Raw genomic sequence first — 22,178 nt, 5'->3', positions numbered from 1 at the left:
TTAACCAAAATACCTATTTTAAATTAATCAAACGCTTGCGGTATCTGAATACTAAATAGCAATATTACCTGGATAAAAATTACCAAGGAGATGTGCTTTGAAACGATTTACAAAGTTCTATTTTGCTCTGACATTCTTGCTACTACCGTCGATTTTTCTCGGCTCGGCGATCGCAGAGGATTCCTCTCCACACGAAGCAAACTCAACCGTCACAACTCAGCCAAATGCAGCGCCAGACGTGGCGCGATACTTAAATGATCCAGCCAAGGAACCCAACCTGCCGCCGAAGTTGCTCAAAAAACTGCTTCAAGAGCGGATCAAGTACGTCTTCGTAATCTTTAACGAGAACCACTCCTTTGACAACGAGTATGGCACGTTGCCCGGTGTTAACGGACTTTACTCAGATGGACAAAAGCCTCGTGACCCAAAGAAAACACCGGGCTTCACCCAGACCTACACGGATGCTAACGGCATGACCGTCACGGTTCAGCCATTTCGGATTGGGACTGAGCAGAACGCCACTGTCGTTGACAGCGTTGACCACTCGCACACCGGACTGGCAACCAAGCTGCACGTTGTAGACGGCAAGCCACAGATGGATCAGTTCGTCTACGACGAGTACACGCGCTTCGCGTCCAAGGGTGGAGCCGCCAATATTGCTGAGGGCAAGCAGTTTGCGCGTCTAGTCATGTCGCACATCGACTGCGACACCATTCCATTCTTCTGGAAGTGGGCTAGTCGCTTCACGGTCTTCGACAACATCTTTGCAACCGAAGACACGCCCTCAACCCCGAATGCGGTGGCGATGATCGCGGGACAGGCGGGTGAAACTCAGTGGGTGAAGCACGGTTCGAGCGGCAAATCTTACACCGTGGGCAGCCACACGGGGACGACGCAGGGTGTACCCCTGGTCAACGACCCACAGCCATTCTATGGCTCCCAGTTCGACACAACGACGAACAACAAGCAACCTGCTGGCACGAAAGAGAGCTACGCCGATAACAACATCTCCTCAAACCTGACCTTCGCCAGTCTGCCGCTCACCTTCCAGGGGCGCAATATTCGGTCGGTCTTGGCTGGCAACAGGAATCCTTTATTCGATCTAGCCGATATCCAGCAGGATATCCCCTATATCCAGAAACTCCGGCCTGAGCCTGTCAATTGGCGCTGGTATCAAGAAGGCTATAATCTCGAACCGACGGATACCAAGGGGATCGCTTCCCACAATGCCTATGTTACCCATCACAACGGCGCACAGTATTTCGGCTATATTGCCAACACGCCGGAGGTGAGCAAAAACCTCCGCGGACTTGGTGACTTATTTAGCGACATCGCCAAAGATACCCTGCCCAAAGGCGGCGTGTTCTACATTCGTGGCGGCTACACGAACCAGCAGGGTTTGAAGCCACCGATCACCAACCCCAAGACCCCTGCGGATGAGATCGCCGCGATTAATGCGGCAAAGTCGGGCGATGATGACCATCCGGGCTACACCGATCGCCAACTCAGCGAGGCGATGGCGGCCAGGGCGATCAATGCGATCGCCTCAAATCCAAAGCTTTGGCAGCAGAGTGCTATTATCATTACCTACGACGAGTCCGATGGTTTCTACGACCATGTGCCACCGAGGATTTTGTCCTATGGCCCTGACGGGTTGCCGCTCTCCCGTGGTGTGCGTGTGCCGTTGATCCTAATCTCACCCTACGCGCGGACGCACGCTGTCTCCCACGTCGAGGGTGATCACAACTCGGTGATCGAGACGATTAACACGATCTTTAATTTGCCTGCCCTTGCTAGCCTGCCTGATGAGGCACAGGCACTCGCTGCTGGCAACTCCCCGGAGTTCAACAAGTTCGGGCCGCCAGGATTTCAGCAGAAGTACCTCGGCCCACGGGACATCAATTCGCCAATCACCGACAGCCTACTGTCCGGCTTCGATCCGAAGCGCCTGCTCGGCATTTCGCCGCCACTGCCAGCTTCCTTTGCGAAGATTCCAGATAGCGTTGTAAACACACTACCGCACTACGGTGGGCAAGGCTGCCGAGCGATCGGAATCACGCCGGAGGACAAGCGCCAGGGGATAGTCAACAAAATCCCCAAGGGCTTTAACCCACTACCAAGCACTTATCCAGTAGCTAACCCTTAAAGACATAAGTGCTGAGTCCTGAGTAAAAAAGTGAGATTCCCCACTCAGCACTCTTCGTATCCCAATACTGCGTAGGTTTTGGGTCGATCCCCCCAACCCCCCTTTTTAAGGGGGGCTAAAAATGCCTTATTTTTCCCCCTTTTTAAGGGGGACTAAGGGGGATCTCAAATGACTATGCACCTTAACTGAGCAGTATTGCTTCGTATCCCCGTTTTTCGACATTCCCTGAGGAGAATTCATGCGCTTTGTGTTAGTCTTCGTGACTCTCATTGGTATCTGCGGCTCGATTTCCCCCGCTCAGGCGGGTTCGGTCATTAAACGTGTCAAGGAACACAATGTGGTTCGCTGTGGCAGCGTCGAGCGGACAGGTTTGGCAACTGAAGCCGAGTCAGGTGGCTGGCGTGGTCTAAACGTTGATATCTGCCGTGCGATCGCCGCCGCCGTGCTGGGATCTTCTGACCGCATCGAATATCATCAGTACGAGACACCGAAGGACTTCGACGCTGTGCGTAACCAGCAGGACGACGTATACTTCCTCACAGGATCGGAAATTAACGAGCAGAAGCTGGCTGGTAAATTGCTGCCAGGCCCGACAGTCTTCGTAGAATCTCATGCGGTGATGGTGGCGTCCACCTCGGCTGTACACCACGTCAGCGACCTGGCCGGAGAAAGCATCTGCTTCATGATTGGCAGTTCGGTCGAGCGGAGCCTCACAGCTTACTTCGGTGCGCTCCACAAGAACTGGTTCCGTCGGGCATTCTCTGAGGATGGGGAGATGATCGATACATACAACGTGCAAAATTGCCACGCGATCGCCGGTGAAATCACGACCCTTGCAAATATCCGCCTCGACTCTGGGGTGAACCGATTATCAAGCCGCATCCTCCCGGAGTCGCTGACAACCTTTCCGGTAATCGCTGCGACCGGAACCGAGGACGCTCAGTGGTCGGCGATCGTCGCGTGGACAGTGCATACATTAATCAACGCCGAAAGACCGGAAACACCCTGGTATGCAGGCGGTGCTGGGGCGTTGCCGATTTCTGCACCAGAACTCGGTTTCGATAAAGAGTGGCAACGCCGAGTTCTCACATCTGTAGGTAACTATGGCGATATCTTTGATCGCCATCTGGGGAAAGGCTCACCACTCAAGCTCGATCGCGGATTAAATACGAACCATTTCCGAGGAGGACTTCTTCTGGGCCCGTTCCTCGAATAATTTCAATCAAGGGACTTCCAAATAAAAAAACACTCAACTACTTATTGTGGAGTGGGCATCTTGCCCGCCTTTAGCTATGGGCGGGCGAGAGGCCCACCCCACAAGATTGGATAATTTATTTGTTGGAAATCCCCAAGAATAAATGTCTTTAATTTTGAATTTTGAATTGTTAATATAACTTGGCTTTTAAACTAGTCAGAAGTGAGGATTTGTCATAATTCGTTAATAAAACACCAGTTCTCCAAATACAATCTCAAGTAGCAAGCACCTATTAAGTCAAGCACTTGTATTGAATGGACACGCGGGTAATTTACTATGTCCCAAAAAAACGAAATACCTATTCTTGTCTTATCCATCCTAATCACCGTCGGGCTAGTAGCTGGCGGTTTTTGGTGGTTCAGCAGAAAGTCTGGTCTTAACCTAAATACAATTAATTCTGGTAACACCAAAACGCCCCTAACTGCATCAGAACAACCTAGTGGCAAGACTTTTACATCAGTACAGGATGTTCCTACAGGATTATTCAATTACGGAGGCAGTACATCTTGGGCGCCGATTCGACTAGTAGTTGATCGAGCAATTCAAGCGGCGCGACCAGAGTTTCGGCTGCGTTATGTAGAACCCAGCAATGCATCTCCTGGTTCTGGTACTGGTATCCAGTCGCTGATAGACGGTCAACTAGCTTTAGCCCAGTCTTCCCGACCCGTTCTAGATCAGGAGTTAAGCCGTGCCCAGCAGCATGGGTTTAGTTTAAAACAAATTCCTGTGGCAATTGATGGTTTAGCGATCGCAGTTAACCCAACTATCAACATCCCAGGACTAACGGTAGACCAGTTAAAGTCAATTTACACAGGCAAAATCAATAATTGGAGCCAGGTGGGTGGCCCCAATATTCCGATTAAGCCCTATTCTCGCGGCATTGCTGATGGCGGTACGGTTGAGCTTTTTCTCCAAGACATCTTGGGTGGTCAAGCTTTCAGCCCCAATGTGGAATTTATCTCCACAACCACCCAAGCCTTGAAAAAATTGGCTGGTAGTCCTGGTGGTATCTATTACGCTTCTGCCCCAGAGGTGATTCCTCAATGCTCAATCAAAGCCTTGCCGTTGGGGCGGACGCAAGGGACATATATTGCTCCATACCAAGAACCTTCTGTCCTCCCGTCGGAATGTCCTGGTAAACGAAACAAATTGAACATTGAGGCTTTCCAATCAGGAAAATATCCGATTACCCGTAATCTGTTTGTGGTGGTCAAACACAATGGTCAGAGTGAGCAGCAAGCAGGTGTCGCTTACGCCAACTTACTGCTGACTGAACAGGGACAGGAACTGATTACCCAAGCTGGGTTTGTCAAAATTCGCTGACAAGAGCGATGCACTCAAGACAGAGTGGCGGAACTCGCCGCTCTGAACTGTGCTTTAACCAGCTCTATTAATTGACTCTGCTGGCAAGCATATTAGATTATCGCCTTGAGTCAGGATTAAGCCACGTTGACGCAGCTTGCCCATCAAGCGGGTGACGGTTACACGAGTGGAACCAATCGCGCTACCAATTTGGGCATGGGTAAGGGGAAAGGGCAGACAATAGCCGCGAATCACATCAGGATCAGTGTCGCTCATTGCTGGCTCTCCATATTCCTCAATTAACAATGTCAGAAATCCTAAGAGTCGGTCAATTGTGCGGCGTTGTCCCAAGGCACTCAGCCACAGCAGCTTACGCTGGTGCTGATACCTAAAGGCATCCATAACTTCACGACGGAAGTGAGGCCAATTGTCTAGGTCGTGCCAATACATCCACAGCACCGCAGTTTGGTCAACATGGGCGTAAGCCTGGAGTGTGAATGGTGATTGGGCAACAATTTCAAATGGCTGTCCCGCTCCCACAAAACCCAAGAACGCTTCTTCTGGGGTTCTGTTGATTCGTCGAGACGTTAGCTGACTAGCAGTCGCACTAACTTGTGCGGTTCCTACCATGCGGATCGCACCCCTTTGTACCAAATATAGCAATCCAGGTCGGGCTGGAATGCGTTCATCTTTACTAAAGGTGCGGCAGCGGTAGTGTTCTTGAGCCCAGTCAAGAATTCGTTGCCAAGTCAAAAAAGGCCGTGATGCCTCAGAAAAGGAGGATTGAGATTGCATAGGTAACAAAGAGCGATCGGCTGAAAACAAAGACGTGTAAATAAAAAGGTGCAAGGAGTGTCTTTGTGTTGGCGAGGCAGGCTTAACGCCCAACAGCGCCAGCCATACAAAGAATAGAAAGCAAATTACTCTCTACTCTTTTGTTATACTTCCTACTGTACAATGATGGTAGTAAAATTTACTTACTATTCATCGATTATTCATTAAATTTTATCCTCCTCTCATTTTTCTTCATATAGATTATATTTATACCCCAAGATAGATGACAAGAAAATAATAAATATACTTTACATGATTACTTCAGTAAAATTACGTGCGTGATAAATTACTATTCAGCAAATATACGTCAATAGAGCAGCTAATATATAGCTATTTAATAAAGTCGATAAGTATTCGTACTTATGCAATAGAGAATATAAGCATAAAAGAGGAAAAAAAACTTCTATATAAAGATAGAGATTATAGTAAAGTTTTGTATATCTCAGGTGTAGCCCTGCGACTTTCAAAATCTCAGAATCGAAAAGCTATGGAGTTTGCTAGTGCGATCGCCTCAGATATATCAGGGATATGTGGTGACGTTTTTAGCATCCAAATAGTTCCCCCTGGTTGGATACATTTTGAATTGACTCATTCCACGTTAGCGACTTGGTTACAAAGTGTGGCAATCGGGAGTTCAGGGGGAGGAGGGGGAGATGAGGGAGATGAGGGAGATGAGGGAGATGAGGGGGATGAGGGGACAATTGATGCCCAATGCCCCATGCCCCATGCCCCATGCCCAATGCCCAATGCCCAATGCCCAATTCGCTGTTTGCTGTTTGCTGGTCAATATGCTCATGCACGCTGCTGTTCGCTAGTGCTTCTGGCTCACCGAGAGGGATTGATTAAACTTAGAGAACCAGTTCCAAATAGTAGTCCAGCATTTTGGAGTGTTATCGCCCCCAACCCCATACCTTGGCTCAATAGTGATGGAACATTGCGACTAAATCACTCAGATGAGCGTCGTCTAATTGCCGAGTTAGTACAAGTGATAGATAAGATAGAGTGCCCTGATGTTGGCAGTTCTGTGAAATGGGAAAAAGTAGCGCTGAATTTGAGCCAAGCTTTTGAAAAGTTCTGGTCTAATTGCCGGATTTGGGGTGAGGTGAAAATTACCTCACCAGAGGTAGCCCAAGCCAGACTTGGATTGCTCATGGCTACTCAGTCAGTATTAAGATTTGTGTTAGAGGAAAACTTGGGGGTTTTTGCACCCTTGGAGTTATAAGTCAGTAATGTTGCTTAGTACAGTATTTCCGAAATTCGGAGTTTTTTTAAACGCTGAGGGAACCGCAGAGGGGAGGCAGCGCGTTGCGGGGGTTCCCCCCGTTGTAGCGACTGCCGTCGCGCTGAGAATTCGCTATGAACTTATAAAATTCTGTGCTTAGGCAAAAACAGGACTTACGCAAACAATAGCCCAAACCCTGATTTTACGGTAGGGGCAATTCATGAATTGCCCCTACGCTGTGTAGTTTTGCGTAAGTCGTAAGAAAATAAAAACTTTTATCACAGCTATTGACTCAATGCATCACCTCGGCTACATTAACAAGTGTGTGAGGAGCGAACCAGCAGGGGCACCGAGACGAAACACGGCCAGTCGTCGGTGTCCTTTCTGATTTATATGGGTTAGGTTTGAAAAAGTACTTTCACTAGAGCAAAAACTTTTCAATTGCTACTGCTGCTCCGTCTTGCTCTACACTAGGAGCTACCCACTGCGCGATCGCTTGCACTTCTGCTGGTGCGTTACCCATAGCTACACCAAGTCCAACGTACTCCAGCATTTCCACATCATTGAAGTTATCGCCAATCGCCATAACGTTGGCTATCTGTAATCCCAGCAATTCTTCGGCTAGGTAACGCACAGCAGTTCCCTTATTCACAGAGGCGTTAGTTGCTTCAAAAAAGGTAGCAACAGATGTTGTCAAATAAAGTTCAGCAGGTGTGTATTGGCGGCGCAAATTCCCCAATAGCTTGTCGATTACATCTGTGTTATCAGACAAAGCGAGAATTTTTGTCGGTTCATTGGTTAAGGTTTGGCGCAAATCACCCACGGGAATCGGGATAACACCAGAACGTTCTGCATAAATTTGGGTTTCTCTAGTTAACTCACGGACGTATAGCTGATCGTTGATGTAAAAGTGGACAGATAGAAGCGATCGCAATTCAGGTTGTTCAAAATAGTCGATTAGCTGGTGGGCAATTTCCCTGGAAACAGTCCAATGGCGATGGATTTTTTGGGTGATCGGGTCTTGAATCCAGGCTCCTTGATAGGCCATTAATGGTAGAGTAGAGCCGATATCTTGGTGGAAGCGCAAGGCGGAACAATACATTCTACCTGTAGCGATCGCCACTTGAATTCCTCGTGCTTGGGCGGCAATAATAGCTTGCTTTACACCTGTACTGACGGTGTTAGACTCTCCAGCGATCGTGCCATCTATATCCAAAACTAATAGTTTAATGTCTTTTGCAGCAGCCTGATGATCAGTAGATGCCAAATGTGTAGCAGATGCTTTCTGCATAATTTCCTAGATTTTAACTTCCACAGGACTTACGCAAACAATAGCCGAAAAGAGTGATTTTCTGGTAGGGGCAATTCATGAATTGCCCCTACAGCGTGTGGTTTAGGCTCTAGCGATCAGTGGGGAGTAGTAGAAAAAATTGGGTTCTCTAGTCACTTACGTACTTATACATACCTGCCAAAAGTAGGTTCTACTAGGCTTCCGTACAAAAGCTGCAAATACGTAGACATCACTTCGCCTAAAATTATGTGCAGGAGCAATTGGTATGCAAAAACGGCGCTATTGTCGCCAAAGCCAAGCTGAACAAGCATCTGAAATTGCTAAAATAACGTGAGTTCGACAAGTCTTATTTGACCTCTCCCCCAGCCCCTCTCCGACGCGGAGAGGGGAGCAAAAAGCTTAATTTTTCGTTGCTCCTCCCTTTCCGTTTCGGAGAGGGAGGCTGTCCGGGAGAGGTTCATCGAACTCACGTTAAAATAGGGCTATGTCTGAAACTTTCACTTCTGCAACCGCAACACGCCCCACGTTCATCCTCGTCGATGGACACTCCCTCGCTTATCGTTCATACTTTGCTTTCGCTAAAGGGCGAGATGGAGGACTGCGTACTAAAACGGGGATTCCGACCAGTATATGTTTTGGTTTTGTGAAGTGCCTGCTGGAGGTAATGGCAACACAACAACCCCAAGCAATGGCGATCGCGTTTGATTTGGGTGAGGCAACTTTTCGCCACGAAGCTGACGAGACTTATAAAGCCGATCGCCCGGAAACGCCAGAAGACTTCATTCCCGACTTAGCAAACCTGCATGAGTTGCTGAATGGCTTCAATCTACCATTTTTCACTGCCCCTGGTTTCGAGGCAGATGATGTTTTAGGAACCTTAGCACAGCGAGTAACTGCTGCTGGGTATAGGGTGAAGATTCTTACGGGCGATCGCGATTTATTTCAACTGATCGACTCTGACAAACAAATCACTGTTCTGAATTTTAGTCCAGATGCCCTAAAGCGCTCTACAAATAGCATCACGGAATTTGAAGCAGAACAAGTCAAAGAAAAAATGGGCGTTTTACCTTCACAAATTGTTGATTTCAAAGCTCTTTGTGGTGATAAATCAGATAATATTCCTGGAGTCAAGGGAATTGGTGAAAAGACAGCAGTGCAGCTGCTAAATACCTATGGTTCTCTTGATCATATTTATGCTGCTTTAGATGAAATTAAAGGCGCAACTCAGAAAAAACTCGCAAGTGGTAAAGAAGATGCTGAGAAGTCTCGCTATTTGGCAACCATAGTTTTAGATGTTCCGATAGAATTTGATTTAGAAGATTGCAAATTAAAAGGGTTTGATACAAGCGTTTTATCACCAATTTTAGAAAAATTAGAATTTAAGTCTTTTTTAGGCAAAATTAACGACCTTCAACAACGTTTTGGTGGCAAGGTTGCAGAAAAACAACAAGCTAAAATAGACGCAATTAATCCCAATACTAACTCAGAATTCAGCGCTGATGAAGATAATGATTTGTGGTTTTTCAGTGCTAGTGATACAGCAGCAGTTCCACAGCAGTCTACTTCCCCAATTACACCACGCATCATCAATACCGAAGCCAAACTAACTGAATTAGTGAAACTTTTGCAAAAATTCACCAACCCAGAAACACCCGTTGCTTGGGACACTGAAACCACTGATTTAGAACCAAGAGACGCTGAGTTAGTAGGAATTGGTTGCTGTTGGGGAACGAAACCAGATGAGGTAGCCTATATTCCTGTAGGGCACAAAACTGGGGAAAATTTGCATAAAGATTTGGTGTTAGAAGCATTACGCCCAATTCTCGAAAGTGCCGATTATCCCAAAGCTCTACAAAATGCCAAATTTGACCGCTTAGTTCTAAAGTGTCAAGGAATTAATTTGGCGGGAGTAGTGTTTGATTCCATGCTGGCAAGTTACATTCTAAATCCAGATTCTAGCCATAATTTGATGGATTTGGGGCAGCGATATTTGGGATTAATCGCAAAAAGTTACTTAGATTTAGTTCCTAAAGGCAAAACCATCGCGGATATAGACATTCCCGCCGTAGCAGATTACTGCGGTATGGATGCTTATACTACCTTTGGCTTAGTGCCGAAATTGCGTGAGGAACTGGATAAATTTCCAGCTTTATCTAAGCTATTAGTGGAAGTGGAACAGCCGCTAGAAGCCGTTTTAGCCCAAATGGAATATACAGGCGTTCGGATTAATTCAGCTTATTTGCAAGAACTTTCGCAGCATTTAGAAACTGAGTTAGCCAGGTTAAAACAGGAAGCAACTGAAATAGCTGGAGAAAATTTTAACTTGGGTTCTCCGAAGCAAATGAGCCAAATCTTGTTTGAAAAGTTGGGGTTAAGCACTAGACATTCTCGTAAAATTCAAACGGGCTATTCTACAGATGCAGCAACACTAGAAAGACTTCAAGAAGATGATAACACCGGATTTGTTGAGGCGATCATTGAGTATCGCACTCTATCTAAATTAAAGTCTACTTATGTTGATGCATTACCTGCATTGGTGCGTCCAGATACTCAACGGGTGCATACTGATTTTAATCAAGCAGCCACATCAACTGGTAGGTTATCTTCATCTAATCCTAATTTGCAAAATATTCCCATTCGTACAGCTTTTAGTCGCCAAATTCGGAAGGCGTTTTTGCCAGAAGCTGGTTGGTTAATGGTGGCTGCTGATTATTCACAAATTGAATTGCGGATTTTGGCTCATTTGAGTCAAGAGCCGATATTAGTGCAAGCATATCAGCAAAATGAAGATGTTCACACTGTTACCGCGCGGTTAGTGTTTGAAAAAGAAAATATCACATCAGAAGAACGAGGGATGGCAAAAACTATCAATTTTGGCGTGATTTATGGAATGGGTTCTCTAAGGTTTTCGCGCTCAACTGGGATAGATAAGACCATTGCCAACGAATTCATTAAGCGGTTTAATGAAAGATATCCGAAAGTATTTGCATATTTGGAGCGAGTGAAAAAAGAAGCGATCGCTCTTGGTTATGTAGAGACTATTCTCGGTCGCCGTCGTTATTTTGATTTTACTAATAACAGTTTACGCAGATTAAAAGGTAGTAACCCAGAAGATATTGACTTGAGTAAATTGAAGAATTTGGGTGCTTTCGATGCGGGTTTATTACGCTCTGCTGCTAATGCACCAATTCAAGGTTCCAACGCTGATATTATCAAAATTGCAATGGTGAGACTGCATGAGATTTTGAAGAACTATCAGGCGCGTTTGTTGTTGCAAGTTCACGATGAATTAGTGTTTGAAATCCCCCCTGATGAATGGGAAGAATTACAACCGCAAATTAAGTCGGTGATGGAAAACGCAGTCCAGTTGAGTGTACCGTTGCTGGTGGATGCGCGTGTCGGTGATAATTGGATGGAGACGAAGTAAGTTGGGAGCATCTCAATGAGTGTAAAAAGCCTTGTAAAACCTCACCCCAGCCCTCTCCTTGGTAAGGAGAGGGCTGGGGTGAGGTTTCTCATCTGGTATATTTGCTTTCACTGAGATGCTCCCAAGTAAGTTGATAAAATAATCAAGAGTCAATACTTTTGACCCTTGATGATAGATTAAGCAATAGTTAAGAGTTAAGCGCCACGCTTCAGCGCCACTTCTACCTGCTGTAACTCCTTCTCTAAACGATTTTTGAGTTTTTCGGGTACGGGACGATTTGGGTAAGAACTGTAGTGTCCAGCTAGAGAGTTGAGGGCTGTTCGCATGGTTGTAAAGGAGCCAAGACTAGAAACGGAGTTAACCCGCTGATAGCGAGCTGAAAAGTCATTAATTTTTTGACGCGCTTCTGCTTGAACTGCTGCTTTGTCTGGTGAATCTTGTGATAAATCCAGAGCTTGTCTCATAATATTGACCACAGCTAAGGTGTCTTGGCGATAATCCCCACTCAAACTATCTGGACTGCCAGAACAGCCCATTAAGCCGATAGCTACAACCAAAACCAGCGCAAGCAAACGCGACCAATAGCGCTTCATATGCATTAATTAGATGAATACGTAAATCAACGTCCATCCTATCTTGAATTGGTATCTTGGGGATCATTTAAGTGGGGAGTGGGGGAGTAGGTAGGGCTGTTTAATTCACTAAAAGGCGCTCATTTACAAGCATCTTGGGCAAAAAATCAGGTGATTAAAAGCTCACTCCACCGACAACTCACCCACCACCAAAACCCTCAACTCCGTCACCCGCTTCAAAGCTGTATCATTGGTCAAAAATGCCTCACAACCAGCAATTATTGCCGCCGCCACCTGCAAGGCATCGGGTAACTGAAGGTTATAACACACCCGAATTCTCGCAGCTTCTCGCGCAATAGCAACATTAATCTCCACAAAAACTACTTCATCTTGTTGCAACACATCGACAAAAGCCTGCTCTAAATCCACTAACCCCAGACGTATAGCACCCACCAAACACTCTGATAACGTTATTCCAGATGCTACTGCTGTAATGTCAGCTTCTAACCGATCAAAAATTGGATCGACTAAATCCACAAACTGCGGATTGCGTTCTACAAAATAAATTACGGGTGCTGTATCGAGAAATAAGTGAGAAACTCCAGAAGACAGCATCACTAATCCTCATTCCTCTCGTTGCAACAACCGTTCTCGGTGTTCATCTCCTTCCCGTCGAGTCTGCGAAACCCATTCCTGAGCATCCTCACCCAATAGCGGATAGGGTGCTATACCCTTTAAATCGCTCCACTTGCGTTTTGGTTGCGCTTGAGTGATATGTTTCTTCACACGCTCCACCAAATGCCCCATCACCGTCAATTGCTCCTCTGGAGTCAGTTGTTCAATCTCGCTTAAAATTTTTTCAAGTGACGGACTCATCAACCTAATCCTTATCAACTGCTGTAAATTTTAGCGTCTTTACTCTTGGATATAGCGGTTCTCGTTTGTATGCAATAGACTTTGACCTCACTTCCATTCCGGGAGCATCCCAATTTTGCCAAAATAAAATTTGTAGTGGGAGCATCTTGCTCCCTAATGTCCAGGAAGCGGGCTAGAAGCCCGCACTACAAAAAAATAAATTTACACATTTGGGATGCTCCCTCCATTCCTCTCTCCTAAAAGGAGAGAGGCTTTGAATCCTACTCCCCTTCCCTACAAGGGAAGGGGCTGTTCTTGTTAGGTCTGTATTGGACTAAACTGAGAACCGCTATATATCCCATCTTCTTAAGGTTGCAAGCACATACAGCAGAATTCAGAATTCAGGGGTCAGAATTCAGAAGTAAAACAGCTTTTACACAAGGGTTTGAGACTTTGGTTGTGTACCTCACCAACTTGAAATGCCCTGTAACTCTTTTCAGACTGACTCAAAATAGGTCAGCAAGCGTATCAGTAATAGTAGCTTGAAACTCCTGTTTTTTGCGGTTATCGTCGTACTTTAAAACAGTATTAATAGAGATTAAAGAGGAATTTTTCACGAAAATTTTTACCCACCTTGAAAGAGCTACTCTTAATTCCTAACTTTTTGATAAAGAGTATCCCGTTGTTGGTAAGGTCTTCCTAAAGAAGCGATCGCACTTTCCAAAGTTTCCACTTCCATACAGGTACCACCCAAAGCACCTGCCATTGTGGTAATGTGTTCTTCCATTAATGTACCGCCGATATCGTTGCAACCCCAAATTAAGGCTTCGGTTGCACCAGCAAGCCCCAGTTTTACCCAACTCTGCTGATGGTTGGGAATCCAATTACCTAAGTAAATCCGCGCCACAGATCCTAGCAGCAGTGCATCACTCAAAATTGGTTGATCGCGTCCGACACGACGACGTAAGGATTTGGGCGCTTCTTGTCCAACGAAGGGTAATAAAATAAACTCTGTGATGTTTGCTGGATATCCCTGATTGATGGCAGTTTTTTGAAGCGATCGCAATTTTTCTAAATGTTCAATTTGCTGTTCGTGGCTTTCAATATGCCCAGATAACATCGTACTAGTGGTATGCAAGCCTAATTTGTGAGCGGTGCTGACAATTTCTAGCCAAGTGGCTGTGTCAATCTTCTCTGGACACAATATTCGCCTAACTTCATCGTCTAATACTTCAGCTGCTGTTCCCGGCATTGAGCCAACACCAGCATCGCGCAAAGCAATAATCACATCAGCATATTCAAGTCCGTCAAGTCTGGCGATAAATTGCACTTCCTGGGGAGAGAAAGCATGTAAATGTATCTGAGGAAATTCCTGTTTAATAGTATTTACTACCTTGAGATAGTAGGGCAAAGATTTGCCATTTATCTGCGCTTGTGGATTTAATCCGCCCTGCATACAGATTTCCGTCGCACCTCGTCGCACCGCATCTGTTGCTTTTTCCAATATTTGCGCCGAATCTAACCAGTATGCACCGGCATCACCATCATCTCGGCGGAAAGCACAAAAACTACAGTGCTGCTCACAAATATTAGTAAAGTTGATATTGCGGTTAATTACATAAGTAACTGTATCGCCTGCTTGAGTGTGGCGGAGTGTATCGGATGTAGTACGTATTGCGGCGATCGCCTCTGGCTCAGTTTGTTGTAACAATACCACTCCCTCTTCAAGAGATAAGTCGTATCCCATCAAGGCACGTTCAAGAATTTTTTCAACAGCAATTTTTGTCAGCATTACTTTCTTAATTTCTCAGTAAATCTTAATTTTATGTATGATCTTGGAAATAATAAGTAGCTTTATATAACCCATTAACAAAAAAAAGCGTGGTTTTACCATCGCATAATTAATTTCAGTAGACCGAAAAGTTCTGTGTTAGTAAAGCTCACCGTTCGCGTAGCGTTCCGTTGGCGCAGCCTCTCGTAGAGAAGGAAAGGTATCGCTTTGTGATGGATAGTTACAGACACAATTATTGTACAAAAAAATTATAAGATACATTTTTTAGAAATTTGTTGAGAAATTCAAGATAAGTAAAACTCATAAATTAGCCAATTAGCCAAAAAGGTAAGGGTAACTCTCCCCCCGTCCGTGAGTAGCAAGCCACACGACTAGTCACACTTACGACATAAGATTGCAATGCCTCTGTCATCTAGATAGGTTTTACTAAACCTTACGTCAGTGTTAATATAGGTAATCTTCATGAATGAAAGCGAAATAGCTGGCTCAGTATGCTAGTACGGCTCATACAGAGTCTTATTCATCTGTTTTCAGTGATTTACTGCTGACTGCTCCCTACAGAAGTCACAATGCCTACCGAATCAATCATTAAATATCGTTTTATCTACGAGGTACAAAATGACAGTTCAATCTTCTAGTTCAGTCCAGCAACAAGTCGCCCGTCGCGTACTATCAGTGCCTGTACAATCAGCGCTCTATGTCGCACTGTGTTCTTTGACTCTGTGGACAATTTATTTCACTACATACCCTGCTATCCATGACACGACTCATACTCTGCGTCACCACACACTGATGGTGAGTTGCCATTAGTTGATTGAGTCAATAATTAGCAGGAGCAGAGAAATAAAATGACAAAACTTAAGTGGTCTAAGCTGATCGGTGCGATTTGCATGATCGGAATTATCCTGTATGGTTGGATCGGACTTGCCCAATCCCCTCAACCATCGGTGCGGCTAACAACTAATCCACCGATTAATCAGGTTCAACCCCTTGAGGCTGAAGCCACCACAGTTTTGGGATCGGGGCACTACAATCCGCCAGTGCATCTGATGCTGCAAGCCTTCGATGCTCAAGGGCAATCTTTAAAGGATGCCAAAATCCACTTGCAATTGTTCACCCCTCCTAAAAACCCCTGGTTCACAACAGATTTTCCGATCGTCGAGGGAACAAAGTTGCTGGACATTGAGGGCAAGGCACCAACAGGTCAGTTGCAGATTCAACAAACCCTGCCGATCCGGGGAACGTATCAACTCCAGGTAGCAGTTACTCCGCTTGTTGCCAATGCGTTTCAGCCGATTCAGCAAAAGCTGACGCTGACACTGCCTGAAAATTCCTTAAAGTTCCGCTACTTTGGCATCCTGGTTGTGATTTTGCTGGCAGTTGGACTACTAGGAGGTTGGGTGATTGGGGGCAGACAACCAATTCAACCGGGAGAAATTGCCCCGCAACAGGTACGATTGTTGTTGAGTGGATTGATTGTGGTAGCGATCGCTGCACTCCTCTGGGTGAATATCAGCGCTGAACTTGCCGAATCGCACCATATGTCCATGTCGATGCCAGGTATGGGAGAAGAAGTTCCGCCCTCTGGTAAGCCCGCTAAATTGCAGTCTCAAGGACTTTATATGCAACTATCGGGTGACGAGAGTGCAACGGTGGGTCAACCTGCCAGATTGCAGGTTAGCGTCAGTGATACCAAAACCAGCCAACCCGTGACAGATGTAGTGTTGAAGGTAACAACCACCCAACTCGAAAATAATTGGGTGGCGTTTGCTTATGAAGGTACTCCAGACAGCAACGGAAAATTGGTGTGGGAGCAGGAATTCTTTGACGGTGCCCCCCATAGCGTTGTTGTCGAGGTTGCGCCGCAAGCAAACGTAACCCGGCAATTTCAGCCATTCCAAGTTGCAGAGAATATTCCAGTCGAAGGTGTCGCTCCGCCGATGCATGTCCGGTTGATTTCGCTAACTTACTTCACAGGAATTGTGGTAATTGGTTTGCTGCTGGGACTGTGGCTGCGACAACGGCAGACTCCGCGTACTGGGATGACTTGGAAGCGTAGTGTTTCATAAGTCAGTGTCAACTAGCGTTATTGCTATGTCATTTGGTTGTAAATACATTTGCCCTTAGTTTCTTCGTCCAATCACCAAACAGGCTGATTGCCTAAAATCCATGTCGGATAGCATTGAGTGTTCGACATGGATTTTTATAGACACAAATTGAACCCTGCATTTATCTATGAATCATCAACACATTATATTCGTCTGCACGAACTGTGGAAGTAGTCATAACACAAAACAGTATGTTGTTAAAAGTGGTGGTGAACGGCTGCTAGAGAAATTACAAACCTTATATCATAACTGGGTGTTGCAAGACGAGTTCTCGATTCGACCCGTTGAATGCATGGGTGTTTGTGACCAGGCTTGTGCAATTGCTTTCGTCTCTCCTAACAAACACACCTACTTATTCGGCGATCTGCCTGCTGATGCTGAATGTGTAGAGAAGACAGCAACTGCCGTACTTGACTGTGCTAGTCAGTATCACACCAAGCCGGATGGTTTGCTCCCCTACGCCAAGCGCCCGGAACTGCTCAGAGCCGGAGCGATCGCACGGATTCCACCGATGCCGCCGTGTCAATAGACTTGAATTCTTTGGAGTTGGATTTAAATAAAGCACTTCAAAAATTAACTTCTTTATACTTTTTATTTAAGTAAAAATACTATTGAAAGGAGAAAAATTGCCTAGAGTTTTGCAAGACAGCTAATCACAGAAAAATCCCACAACCAAAAACGAAAAAGGAATACCCTACTCCCTATTTTCAAGACAGATTATAGCTCGACCTGAATCTAATAACTTCAGTAGCAGTTTTGAAGCGCTATAAAATTATTGACAATAATTATTAATTCCTCTAATATTTAAAAGCAATTGCAAAAGATTTGCAATTCTTTTTTGGCGCTAACCGTAACTAAATGTCATGCCCAACAACTTCGCTCTAGGTGACGGAAAACCGTGGAGCCGCCGTCAATTATTGAAGCTGGGCCTAGCAGGTGCTGGAGTGACTGGTGCAGCTGGACTTTGGCAGATGCTAAATCTACAAAGTAAGTCAATCGTCAAAGTCCCACCACTCGATAGGTCAGCATCAGACGAGGTTAATAACCCAATGAAGATGGTAAGGGATTTTGATTATGGGACGGTGAAGCAAGAAAATGGGCGGACTATCCGAGAATTTCAGTTAACTGCTGGTACTTCCATCATAAAACTCAATAGTGCTGTCTCTTACAACATCTGGGATTTAAACGGTCGCATACCAGGGCCAACGCTACGGGCAAAACAGGGCGATCGCATCCGGGTACTATTTCTTAATAAGGCGGGACATTCTCACTCTTTGCATTTTCATGGCGTTCATCCGGCGGAAATGGATGGTGTTCGCCCAATCAGGAATGGTAGTGCGACAATTTATGAGTTTGATGCTGAACCCTATGGTGTACACCTATACCACTGCCATATTGAACCAGTCACCCGTCACATCGCCAAGGGGCTGTACGGAATGTTTATTATCGATCCACCTACTCCCCGTCCCCCGGCTGATGAGATTGTACTAGTGATGGGTGGGTATGACGTGAATGATGATAGCCATAATGACTATTACGCCTTCAACGGTTTGCCACACTATTACATGCATCATCCGATTCGCATTTACAAAGATCAGTTGATTCGGCTGTATGTTCTCAACATCATTGAATACGATCCGGCAGTGACGTTTCATCTCCACGCCAACTTCTTTGATGTCTATCGCTATGGCATGAGTATGAAGAAGAGCGAGAAAACTGATGTGATTACGATGGGTGTAGCAGAAAGGCACATCTTGGAATTTGCTTTTCGCTACCCAGGTAAGTATATGTTCCATCCCCATCAGGATGCGATCGCAGAAAACGGTTGCATGGGTCAATTTGAAGTACTTGCCCAGAGCAACTCTCAAAACCCTGTGAAAAATTCCTGACAATATTATTGAAACAGAATTCAGGAGTCAGAATTCAGGAGTCAGAATTCAGAATGAATTTTGTATAACTGGCGGATGAATAGACGGGTTTAACAAGAAAGGCAGAGGGCAGGAGGCAGAAGGCAGAAGGGAGTTCTGCTTCGTGTCCACAGAGAGTGACCGGACCGAACTTGGGTTTAAGTCCCCCACCAAAATCTCTGCTGAAGGTGGCCTGCAATTGGTGTGGGTCTGAAGCCCAGACCATATTGCTACCTTCTGCCCTCTGCCTTCTGCCTTCTGCCTTCTTCACGACCCCGACCAAATCTACGATTTGGTGGTATTCAATCAGTGGCGAGTGCCAATCCCCGACTGATTTAGGACTTACGCAAAAAACCTCTCAAACTCTTATTTCTCCGTGTCCTCTCCGTTCTCTGTAGTTCGATTTTTCTTTGCTTGTGCGTAAGTCCTGTGAAAGATTGCTGAATTCTGGATTCTGAATTCTGAATTCTTCTTCAAGAGTAATTCGTAATTAAATTTTTAGCAATTAGTTGCTAAAGAATCTCATTATATGCAACAGTTAAGTCTATGACAATCTGTCAAACAGACTACCTTCTGGTAATAGTTTGAAATGTTTCAATTAATACCTTTTTTAGTTGTGCGAGGAGCAAAGATGATAAAACTTCGTTATATCTGTTTAACAGCAGCAGCAGCCTTAATAGTTACCTTGAGTTCTTGTAGTAGTACACCAACCGCCGAAAATCCATCAGCACCAGTTGCTAGCCCTCAAGCTACAGAGGCGGTAAGTGAAAACAGTCATAGTGGTCACGGTGGCAAGGAAAAAATTAATATTAACACTGCTATATTGTCAGAATTGGATAAGTTTGAAGCCAAGCTAGGTGTTCCGGCTTTATCCAACAAAATCCAGGCAAATCGTCCCTACGGCAGCCCAGAAGATTTAGTTACTAAAAAAGTAATTACTCAACAGCAGTTCGACCAAATTAAAGACCAGGTTGGTGTTCAGGAAGTGGTACTCACAGGTGAGGCCAAAGATGTTGACTATATGTCTAAATTAGGCTTAATGAAAGGCCATCTTTTAGTAGCAAAAGAACTCCTAGATCAGAATCAGCCGAAACAGGCAGAACCTCATATTGGACATCCAGTTGAGGAGATTTACGTTGATGTAGAAGATCAACTTAATGAGCGTAAAGTCAAAGAATTTAAGACAACATTGGTGAGTTTGCAAGATTTGGTGAAATCTAGTGCTAAGGATAGCAAAGTTAAAACTAATTTTGCCTCTTCAGTGCAAGCAGTTGATGGTGCGATCGCAGCTTTGCCAGCAGATCAACGCTCAAAACCGGGATTTGTGTTACAGGTAATTAACGAACTACTAGATTCAGCTAACTCCGAATATGGCGCTGCGATCGCAGATGGTAAAATAACCGCGCCAATTGAGTATCAAGACTCCCGTGGTTTTGTCGTTTACGCCAATGAATTATACAAAGGAATTTCTAGTCAAGTAGCTCAAGCAGATCCCGAAGCCCACAAAGCGATCGGCACTAGTTTCGCTGAACTCATAAAAGTTTGGCCCGCCGCCATCCCACCAGCGAAAGCAGTCAAAACACCTAATGAAGTTACCAAGCTGGTGAAAACCATTGAGGAAAACTCTCAAAAAGTGGTTGACAAATCCAATACCCAAGTATAACGATAACACATTGATTTAATGGGAAGCATAGGGTAAGGAGTTTAAAATAGTTAGGAGTTAAGAGTTAAGAGTTAAGAGTTAGGAGTTATGAATTATGAGTTATGAATCCCGATCTGCTAACTCCTAACTTCCAACTCCTCACTCCTAACTTCTAACTCCTAACTAATTACGCTCCATTCGTTACTTGAACTAACAACTGATGCAAGAACTTGACCATAAAAAAACCATTGACCTGTTGAACGCCATCATGGAATTTGAACTAGCAGGGGTAGTGCGCTATACACATTATTCTTTGATGGTGACTGGCCCTAACCGTATTCCAATTGTGGGTTTTTTCAAAGCACAGGCAAGTGAATCTTTACTTCATGCCGAACAAGTGGGAGAAATTCTCACAGGTTTAGATGGGCATCCCTCCCTGAAAATTGCCCCAATGGAAGAAACCTACCAGCATAAAGTTAAGGATATCTTGGAAGAAAGCTTATCCCATGAAAAGAAGGCATTGGAACTGTATAAAAATTTGCTCGAAACTGTCACCAATGCCAGCATTTATCTGGAAGAATTCGCTCGCGGTATGATCGGGCAAGAAGAGATGCATAATCTCGAACTGAAAAAGATGCTACGTGATTTTAGTTAATAGTCATTAGCGCTGTAGGGGCAATTCATGAATTGCCCCTACGTGAATAAAGAGCAGCTTCACGTAGAATTGGTATTAGTCATTAGACATCTGGTGAAAATGAAGGACAAAAAATGGATTTTAGTACTGCTCTACCTACTTTTATAATCACACTCCGAGAGGGAGTGGAAGCTGCCCTTGTTGTTGGTATTGTGCTAGCTTTGCTGAAAAAAGCTAAACAATCCCGACTCAACTCTTGGGTATATGCTGGTGTCGGCGTTGGCATTGTCGTCAGTGCCTTAATAGGAGTGCTATTCAGTTGGGTAATTCAAGTAGTGGGAGCAGCGAATCCTCAATACACCACCGTCGTTGAGCCAGCGCTAGAAGGTGTGTTTAGTGTGTTAGCGATCGCCATGCTCAGTTGGATGCTAATCTGGATGACTAAACAAGCCAGATTCATGAAAGCTACAGTTGAAGGAGCAGTCACAGAAGCGCTGACACAAAACTCAAATGCTGGTTGGGGCGTTTTTACCTTAATTTTAATTGCCGTTGTCCGCGAAGGCTTTGAAACTGTTCTATTCGTTGCTGCTAATTTTCAACAGGGATTAATGCCAGCGTTGGGTGCGATCGCTGGTTTGGTAGGGGCATCTGCCATTGGGGTGCTGCTATTTAAATGGGGTGTCAAAATTAACATCCGCCAGTTTTTCCAGGTAATGGGCGTTTTCTTAGTGTTGATTGTCGCTGGGTTAGTAGTTTCAGCCTTGAAACATTTTGACGAAGCTGTAGCTAACCTTGCTCTTAGCAGTCGTGCCACAGAAAACCTTTGTTTCTATTACGAACGTTTTACAAAAGTCCACTCCTGTATTTTGGGGCCAATGGTTTCAAATACTTCCACAATATTGCCTGACGAACAGTTTCCTGGCATTATACTCAAATCTTTATTTGGTTACAGAGACAATCTCTATCTTGTGCAAGCAGTGGGATATGTGACGTTTTTACTCACCATTGGCGGGCTGTATTTCCGCAGCCTTGGAGGTGCTTCTCCTGAAGGTAAAAAAAATATCCCCTTTGCTCAAAAACCGATTAGTTCTGCAAAGGATTAAAAGCACAGTCAATTTTATATTTTTGCCCCGTTCCCTCGTTCCCAGTCTCTGACTGGGAATGCCTATTAGGAGGCTCCGCCTCCCCTAT

Annotated in this window: 18 protein-coding genes; 12 read left to right on the top strand and 6 right to left on the bottom strand. The window is 45.1% G+C overall.

What is annotated here, in order from left to right; all coding sequences use genetic code 11:
• Nucleotides 1-97 precede the first annotated feature (97 nt).
• The 3 genes from V7K27_RS04250 to V7K27_RS04240 all read left to right on the top strand — a co-directional run bounded on the left by V7K27_RS04250 (nt 98) and on the right by V7K27_RS04240 (nt 4,724).
• Nucleotides 98-2,146 (top strand): phospholipase C, encoded by a 2,049-nt coding sequence (locus V7K27_RS04250; protein ID WP_334944621.1) that lies wholly within the window; start codon nt 98-100, stop codon nt 2,144-2,146.
• Nucleotides 2,147-2,384: 238 nt separating this feature from the next.
• On the top strand, nt 2,385-3,362 hold the full coding sequence (locus V7K27_RS04245; RefSeq protein WP_334944619.1) for a hypothetical protein: 978 nt from the start codon (nt 2,385-2,387) through the stop codon (nt 3,360-3,362).
• 315 nt (nt 3,363-3,677) lie between these two features.
• Complete coding sequence (locus V7K27_RS04240) at nt 3,678-4,724, top strand: PstS family phosphate ABC transporter substrate-binding protein (RefSeq protein WP_334944617.1); 1,047 nt, start codon at nt 3,678-3,680, stop codon at nt 4,722-4,724.
• A gap of 54 nt (nt 4,725-4,778) precedes the next feature.
• Here V7K27_RS04240 and V7K27_RS04235 read toward each other — a convergent pair whose 3' ends face one another.
• Entirely contained in the window at nt 4,779-5,498 is a 720-nt protein-coding gene (locus tag V7K27_RS04235; protein WP_292795523.1) for a Crp/Fnr family transcriptional regulator, read from the bottom strand.
• Nucleotides 5,499-6,024: 526 nt separating this feature from the next.
• On the opposite strand from V7K27_RS04235, the gene V7K27_RS04230 reads away from it, so the two are divergent.
• Nucleotides 6,025-6,759, top strand: a complete 735-nt coding sequence (locus tag V7K27_RS04230) for a DALR anticodon-binding domain-containing protein (protein WP_334944615.1) — start codon at nt 6,025-6,027, stop codon at nt 6,757-6,759.
• Between the two features lie 421 nt (nt 6,760-7,180).
• On the opposite strand, the gene V7K27_RS04225 is transcribed toward V7K27_RS04230, so the two are convergent.
• Nucleotides 7,181-8,050, bottom strand: coding sequence for a Cof-type HAD-IIB family hydrolase (locus V7K27_RS04225; RefSeq protein WP_334944613.1), 870 nt, complete (start codon nt 8,048-8,050; stop codon nt 7,181-7,183).
• Between the two features lie 484 nt (nt 8,051-8,534).
• Here V7K27_RS04225 and polA point away from each other — a divergent pair, with 484 nt between their 5' ends.
• Nucleotides 8,535-11,477, top strand: coding sequence for a DNA polymerase I (gene polA / locus V7K27_RS04220; RefSeq protein WP_334944611.1), 2,943 nt, complete (start codon nt 8,535-8,537; stop codon nt 11,475-11,477).
• A gap of 194 nt (nt 11,478-11,671) precedes the next feature.
• Here the strand turns inward: polA and psb27 are convergent, their stop codons facing one another.
• The 4 genes from psb27 to cofH all read right to left on the bottom strand — a co-directional run bounded on the left by psb27 (nt 11,672) and on the right by cofH (nt 14,696).
• Entirely contained in the window at nt 11,672-12,076 is a 405-nt protein-coding gene (psb27, locus tag V7K27_RS04215; RefSeq protein WP_334944609.1) for a photosystem II protein Psb27, read from the bottom strand.
• Between the two features lie 156 nt (nt 12,077-12,232).
• A complete protein-coding gene (locus V7K27_RS04210) occupies nt 12,233-12,664 on the bottom strand; it encodes a type II toxin-antitoxin system VapC family toxin (protein ID WP_442947587.1) in 432 nt (143 codons plus the stop codon).
• Nucleotides 12,665-12,673: 9 nt separating this feature from the next.
• Nucleotides 12,674-12,925, bottom strand: coding sequence for a hypothetical protein (locus V7K27_RS04205; RefSeq protein ID WP_334944607.1), 252 nt, complete (start codon nt 12,923-12,925; stop codon nt 12,674-12,676).
• 628 nt (nt 12,926-13,553) lie between these two features.
• Entirely contained in the window at nt 13,554-14,696 is a 1,143-nt protein-coding gene (gene cofH, locus V7K27_RS04200; protein WP_334944605.1) for a 7,8-didemethyl-8-hydroxy-5-deazariboflavin synthase subunit CofH, read from the bottom strand.
• Nucleotides 14,697-15,314: 618 nt separating this feature from the next.
• On the opposite strand from cofH, the gene V7K27_RS04195 reads away from it, so the two are divergent.
• The 7 genes from V7K27_RS04195 to V7K27_RS04165 all read left to right on the top strand — a co-directional run bounded on the left by V7K27_RS04195 (nt 15,315) and on the right by V7K27_RS04165 (nt 22,090).
• Nucleotides 15,315-15,506 (top strand): CbtB-domain containing protein, encoded by a 192-nt coding sequence (locus tag V7K27_RS04195; protein WP_334944603.1) that lies wholly within the window; start codon nt 15,315-15,317, stop codon nt 15,504-15,506.
• A gap of 38 nt (nt 15,507-15,544) precedes the next feature.
• Complete coding sequence (locus V7K27_RS04190) at nt 15,545-16,765, top strand: hypothetical protein (RefSeq protein WP_334944601.1); 1,221 nt, start codon at nt 15,545-15,547, stop codon at nt 16,763-16,765.
• Nucleotides 16,766-16,931: 166 nt separating this feature from the next.
• Entirely contained in the window at nt 16,932-17,333 is a 402-nt protein-coding gene (locus V7K27_RS04185; RefSeq protein ID WP_334944599.1) for a DUF1636 domain-containing protein, read from the top strand.
• 334 nt (nt 17,334-17,667) lie between these two features.
• Nucleotides 17,668-18,693, top strand: a complete 1,026-nt coding sequence (locus V7K27_RS04180; protein ID WP_334944597.1) for a multicopper oxidase domain-containing protein — start codon at nt 17,668-17,670, stop codon at nt 18,691-18,693.
• 649 nt (nt 18,694-19,342) lie between these two features.
• Entirely contained in the window at nt 19,343-20,374 is a 1,032-nt protein-coding gene (locus V7K27_RS04175; RefSeq protein ID WP_334944595.1) for a helix-hairpin-helix domain-containing protein, read from the top strand.
• A gap of 199 nt (nt 20,375-20,573) precedes the next feature.
• Complete coding sequence (locus V7K27_RS04170) at nt 20,574-21,008, top strand: ferritin-like domain-containing protein (RefSeq protein ID WP_292764575.1); 435 nt, start codon at nt 20,574-20,576, stop codon at nt 21,006-21,008.
• A 113-nt stretch (nt 21,009-21,121) separates the two neighbouring features.
• Nucleotides 21,122-22,090 (top strand): FTR1 family iron permease, encoded by a 969-nt coding sequence (locus tag V7K27_RS04165; RefSeq protein ID WP_334944593.1) that lies wholly within the window; start codon nt 21,122-21,124, stop codon nt 22,088-22,090.
• Nucleotides 22,091-22,178 lie beyond the last annotated feature (88 nt).

Origin of the sequence: Nostoc sp. (genome assembly GCF_036919575.1) — a bacterium.
Taxonomy (GTDB): Bacteria; Cyanobacteriota; Cyanobacteriia; order Cyanobacteriales; family Nostocaceae; genus Nostoc.
Note: the sequence above shows the minus strand (reverse complement) of the source record. Positions and strands in the feature narration are given on the sequence as shown.

Excerpts from the sequence above, each read along its gene's own strand:
- V7K27_RS04245 (WP_334944619.1), top strand. The coding sequence starts at position 2,385 with ATGCGCTTTGTGTTAGTCTTCGTGACTCTCATTGGTATCTGCGGCTCG.
- V7K27_RS04240 (WP_334944617.1), top strand. The coding sequence starts at position 3,678 with ATGTCCCAAAAAAACGAAATACCTATTCTTGTCTTATCCATCCTAATC.
- V7K27_RS04235 (WP_292795523.1), bottom strand. The coding sequence starts at position 5,498 with ATGCAATCTCAATCCTCCTTTTCTGAGGCATCACGGCCTTTTTTGACT.
- V7K27_RS04230 (WP_334944615.1), top strand. The coding sequence starts at position 6,025 with ATGGAGTTTGCTAGTGCGATCGCCTCAGATATATCAGGGATATGTGGT.
- V7K27_RS04225 (WP_334944613.1), bottom strand. The coding sequence starts at position 8,050 with ATGCAGAAAGCATCTGCTACACATTTGGCATCTACTGATCATCAGGCT.
- polA (WP_334944611.1), top strand. The coding sequence starts at position 8,535 with ATGTCTGAAACTTTCACTTCTGCAACCGCAACACGCCCCACGTTCATC.
- psb27 (WP_334944609.1), bottom strand. The coding sequence starts at position 12,076 with ATGCATATGAAGCGCTATTGGTCGCGTTTGCTTGCGCTGGTTTTGGTT.
- V7K27_RS04210 (WP_442947587.1), bottom strand. The coding sequence starts at position 12,664 with ATGCTGTCTTCTGGAGTTTCTCACTTATTTCTCGATACAGCACCCGTA.
- V7K27_RS04205 (WP_334944607.1), bottom strand. The coding sequence starts at position 12,925 with ATGAGTCCGTCACTTGAAAAAATTTTAAGCGAGATTGAACAACTGACT.
- cofH (WP_334944605.1), bottom strand. The coding sequence starts at position 14,696 with ATGCTGACAAAAATTGCTGTTGAAAAAATTCTTGAACGTGCCTTGATG.
- V7K27_RS04195 (WP_334944603.1), top strand. The coding sequence starts at position 15,315 with ATGACAGTTCAATCTTCTAGTTCAGTCCAGCAACAAGTCGCCCGTCGC.
- V7K27_RS04190 (WP_334944601.1), top strand. The coding sequence starts at position 15,545 with ATGACAAAACTTAAGTGGTCTAAGCTGATCGGTGCGATTTGCATGATC.
- V7K27_RS04185 (WP_334944599.1), top strand. The coding sequence starts at position 16,932 with ATGAATCATCAACACATTATATTCGTCTGCACGAACTGTGGAAGTAGT.
- V7K27_RS04180 (WP_334944597.1), top strand. The coding sequence starts at position 17,668 with ATGCCCAACAACTTCGCTCTAGGTGACGGAAAACCGTGGAGCCGCCGT.
- V7K27_RS04175 (WP_334944595.1), top strand. The coding sequence starts at position 19,343 with ATGATAAAACTTCGTTATATCTGTTTAACAGCAGCAGCAGCCTTAATA.
- V7K27_RS04170 (WP_292764575.1), top strand. The coding sequence starts at position 20,574 with ATGCAAGAACTTGACCATAAAAAAACCATTGACCTGTTGAACGCCATC.
- V7K27_RS04165 (WP_334944593.1), top strand. The coding sequence starts at position 21,122 with ATGGATTTTAGTACTGCTCTACCTACTTTTATAATCACACTCCGAGAG.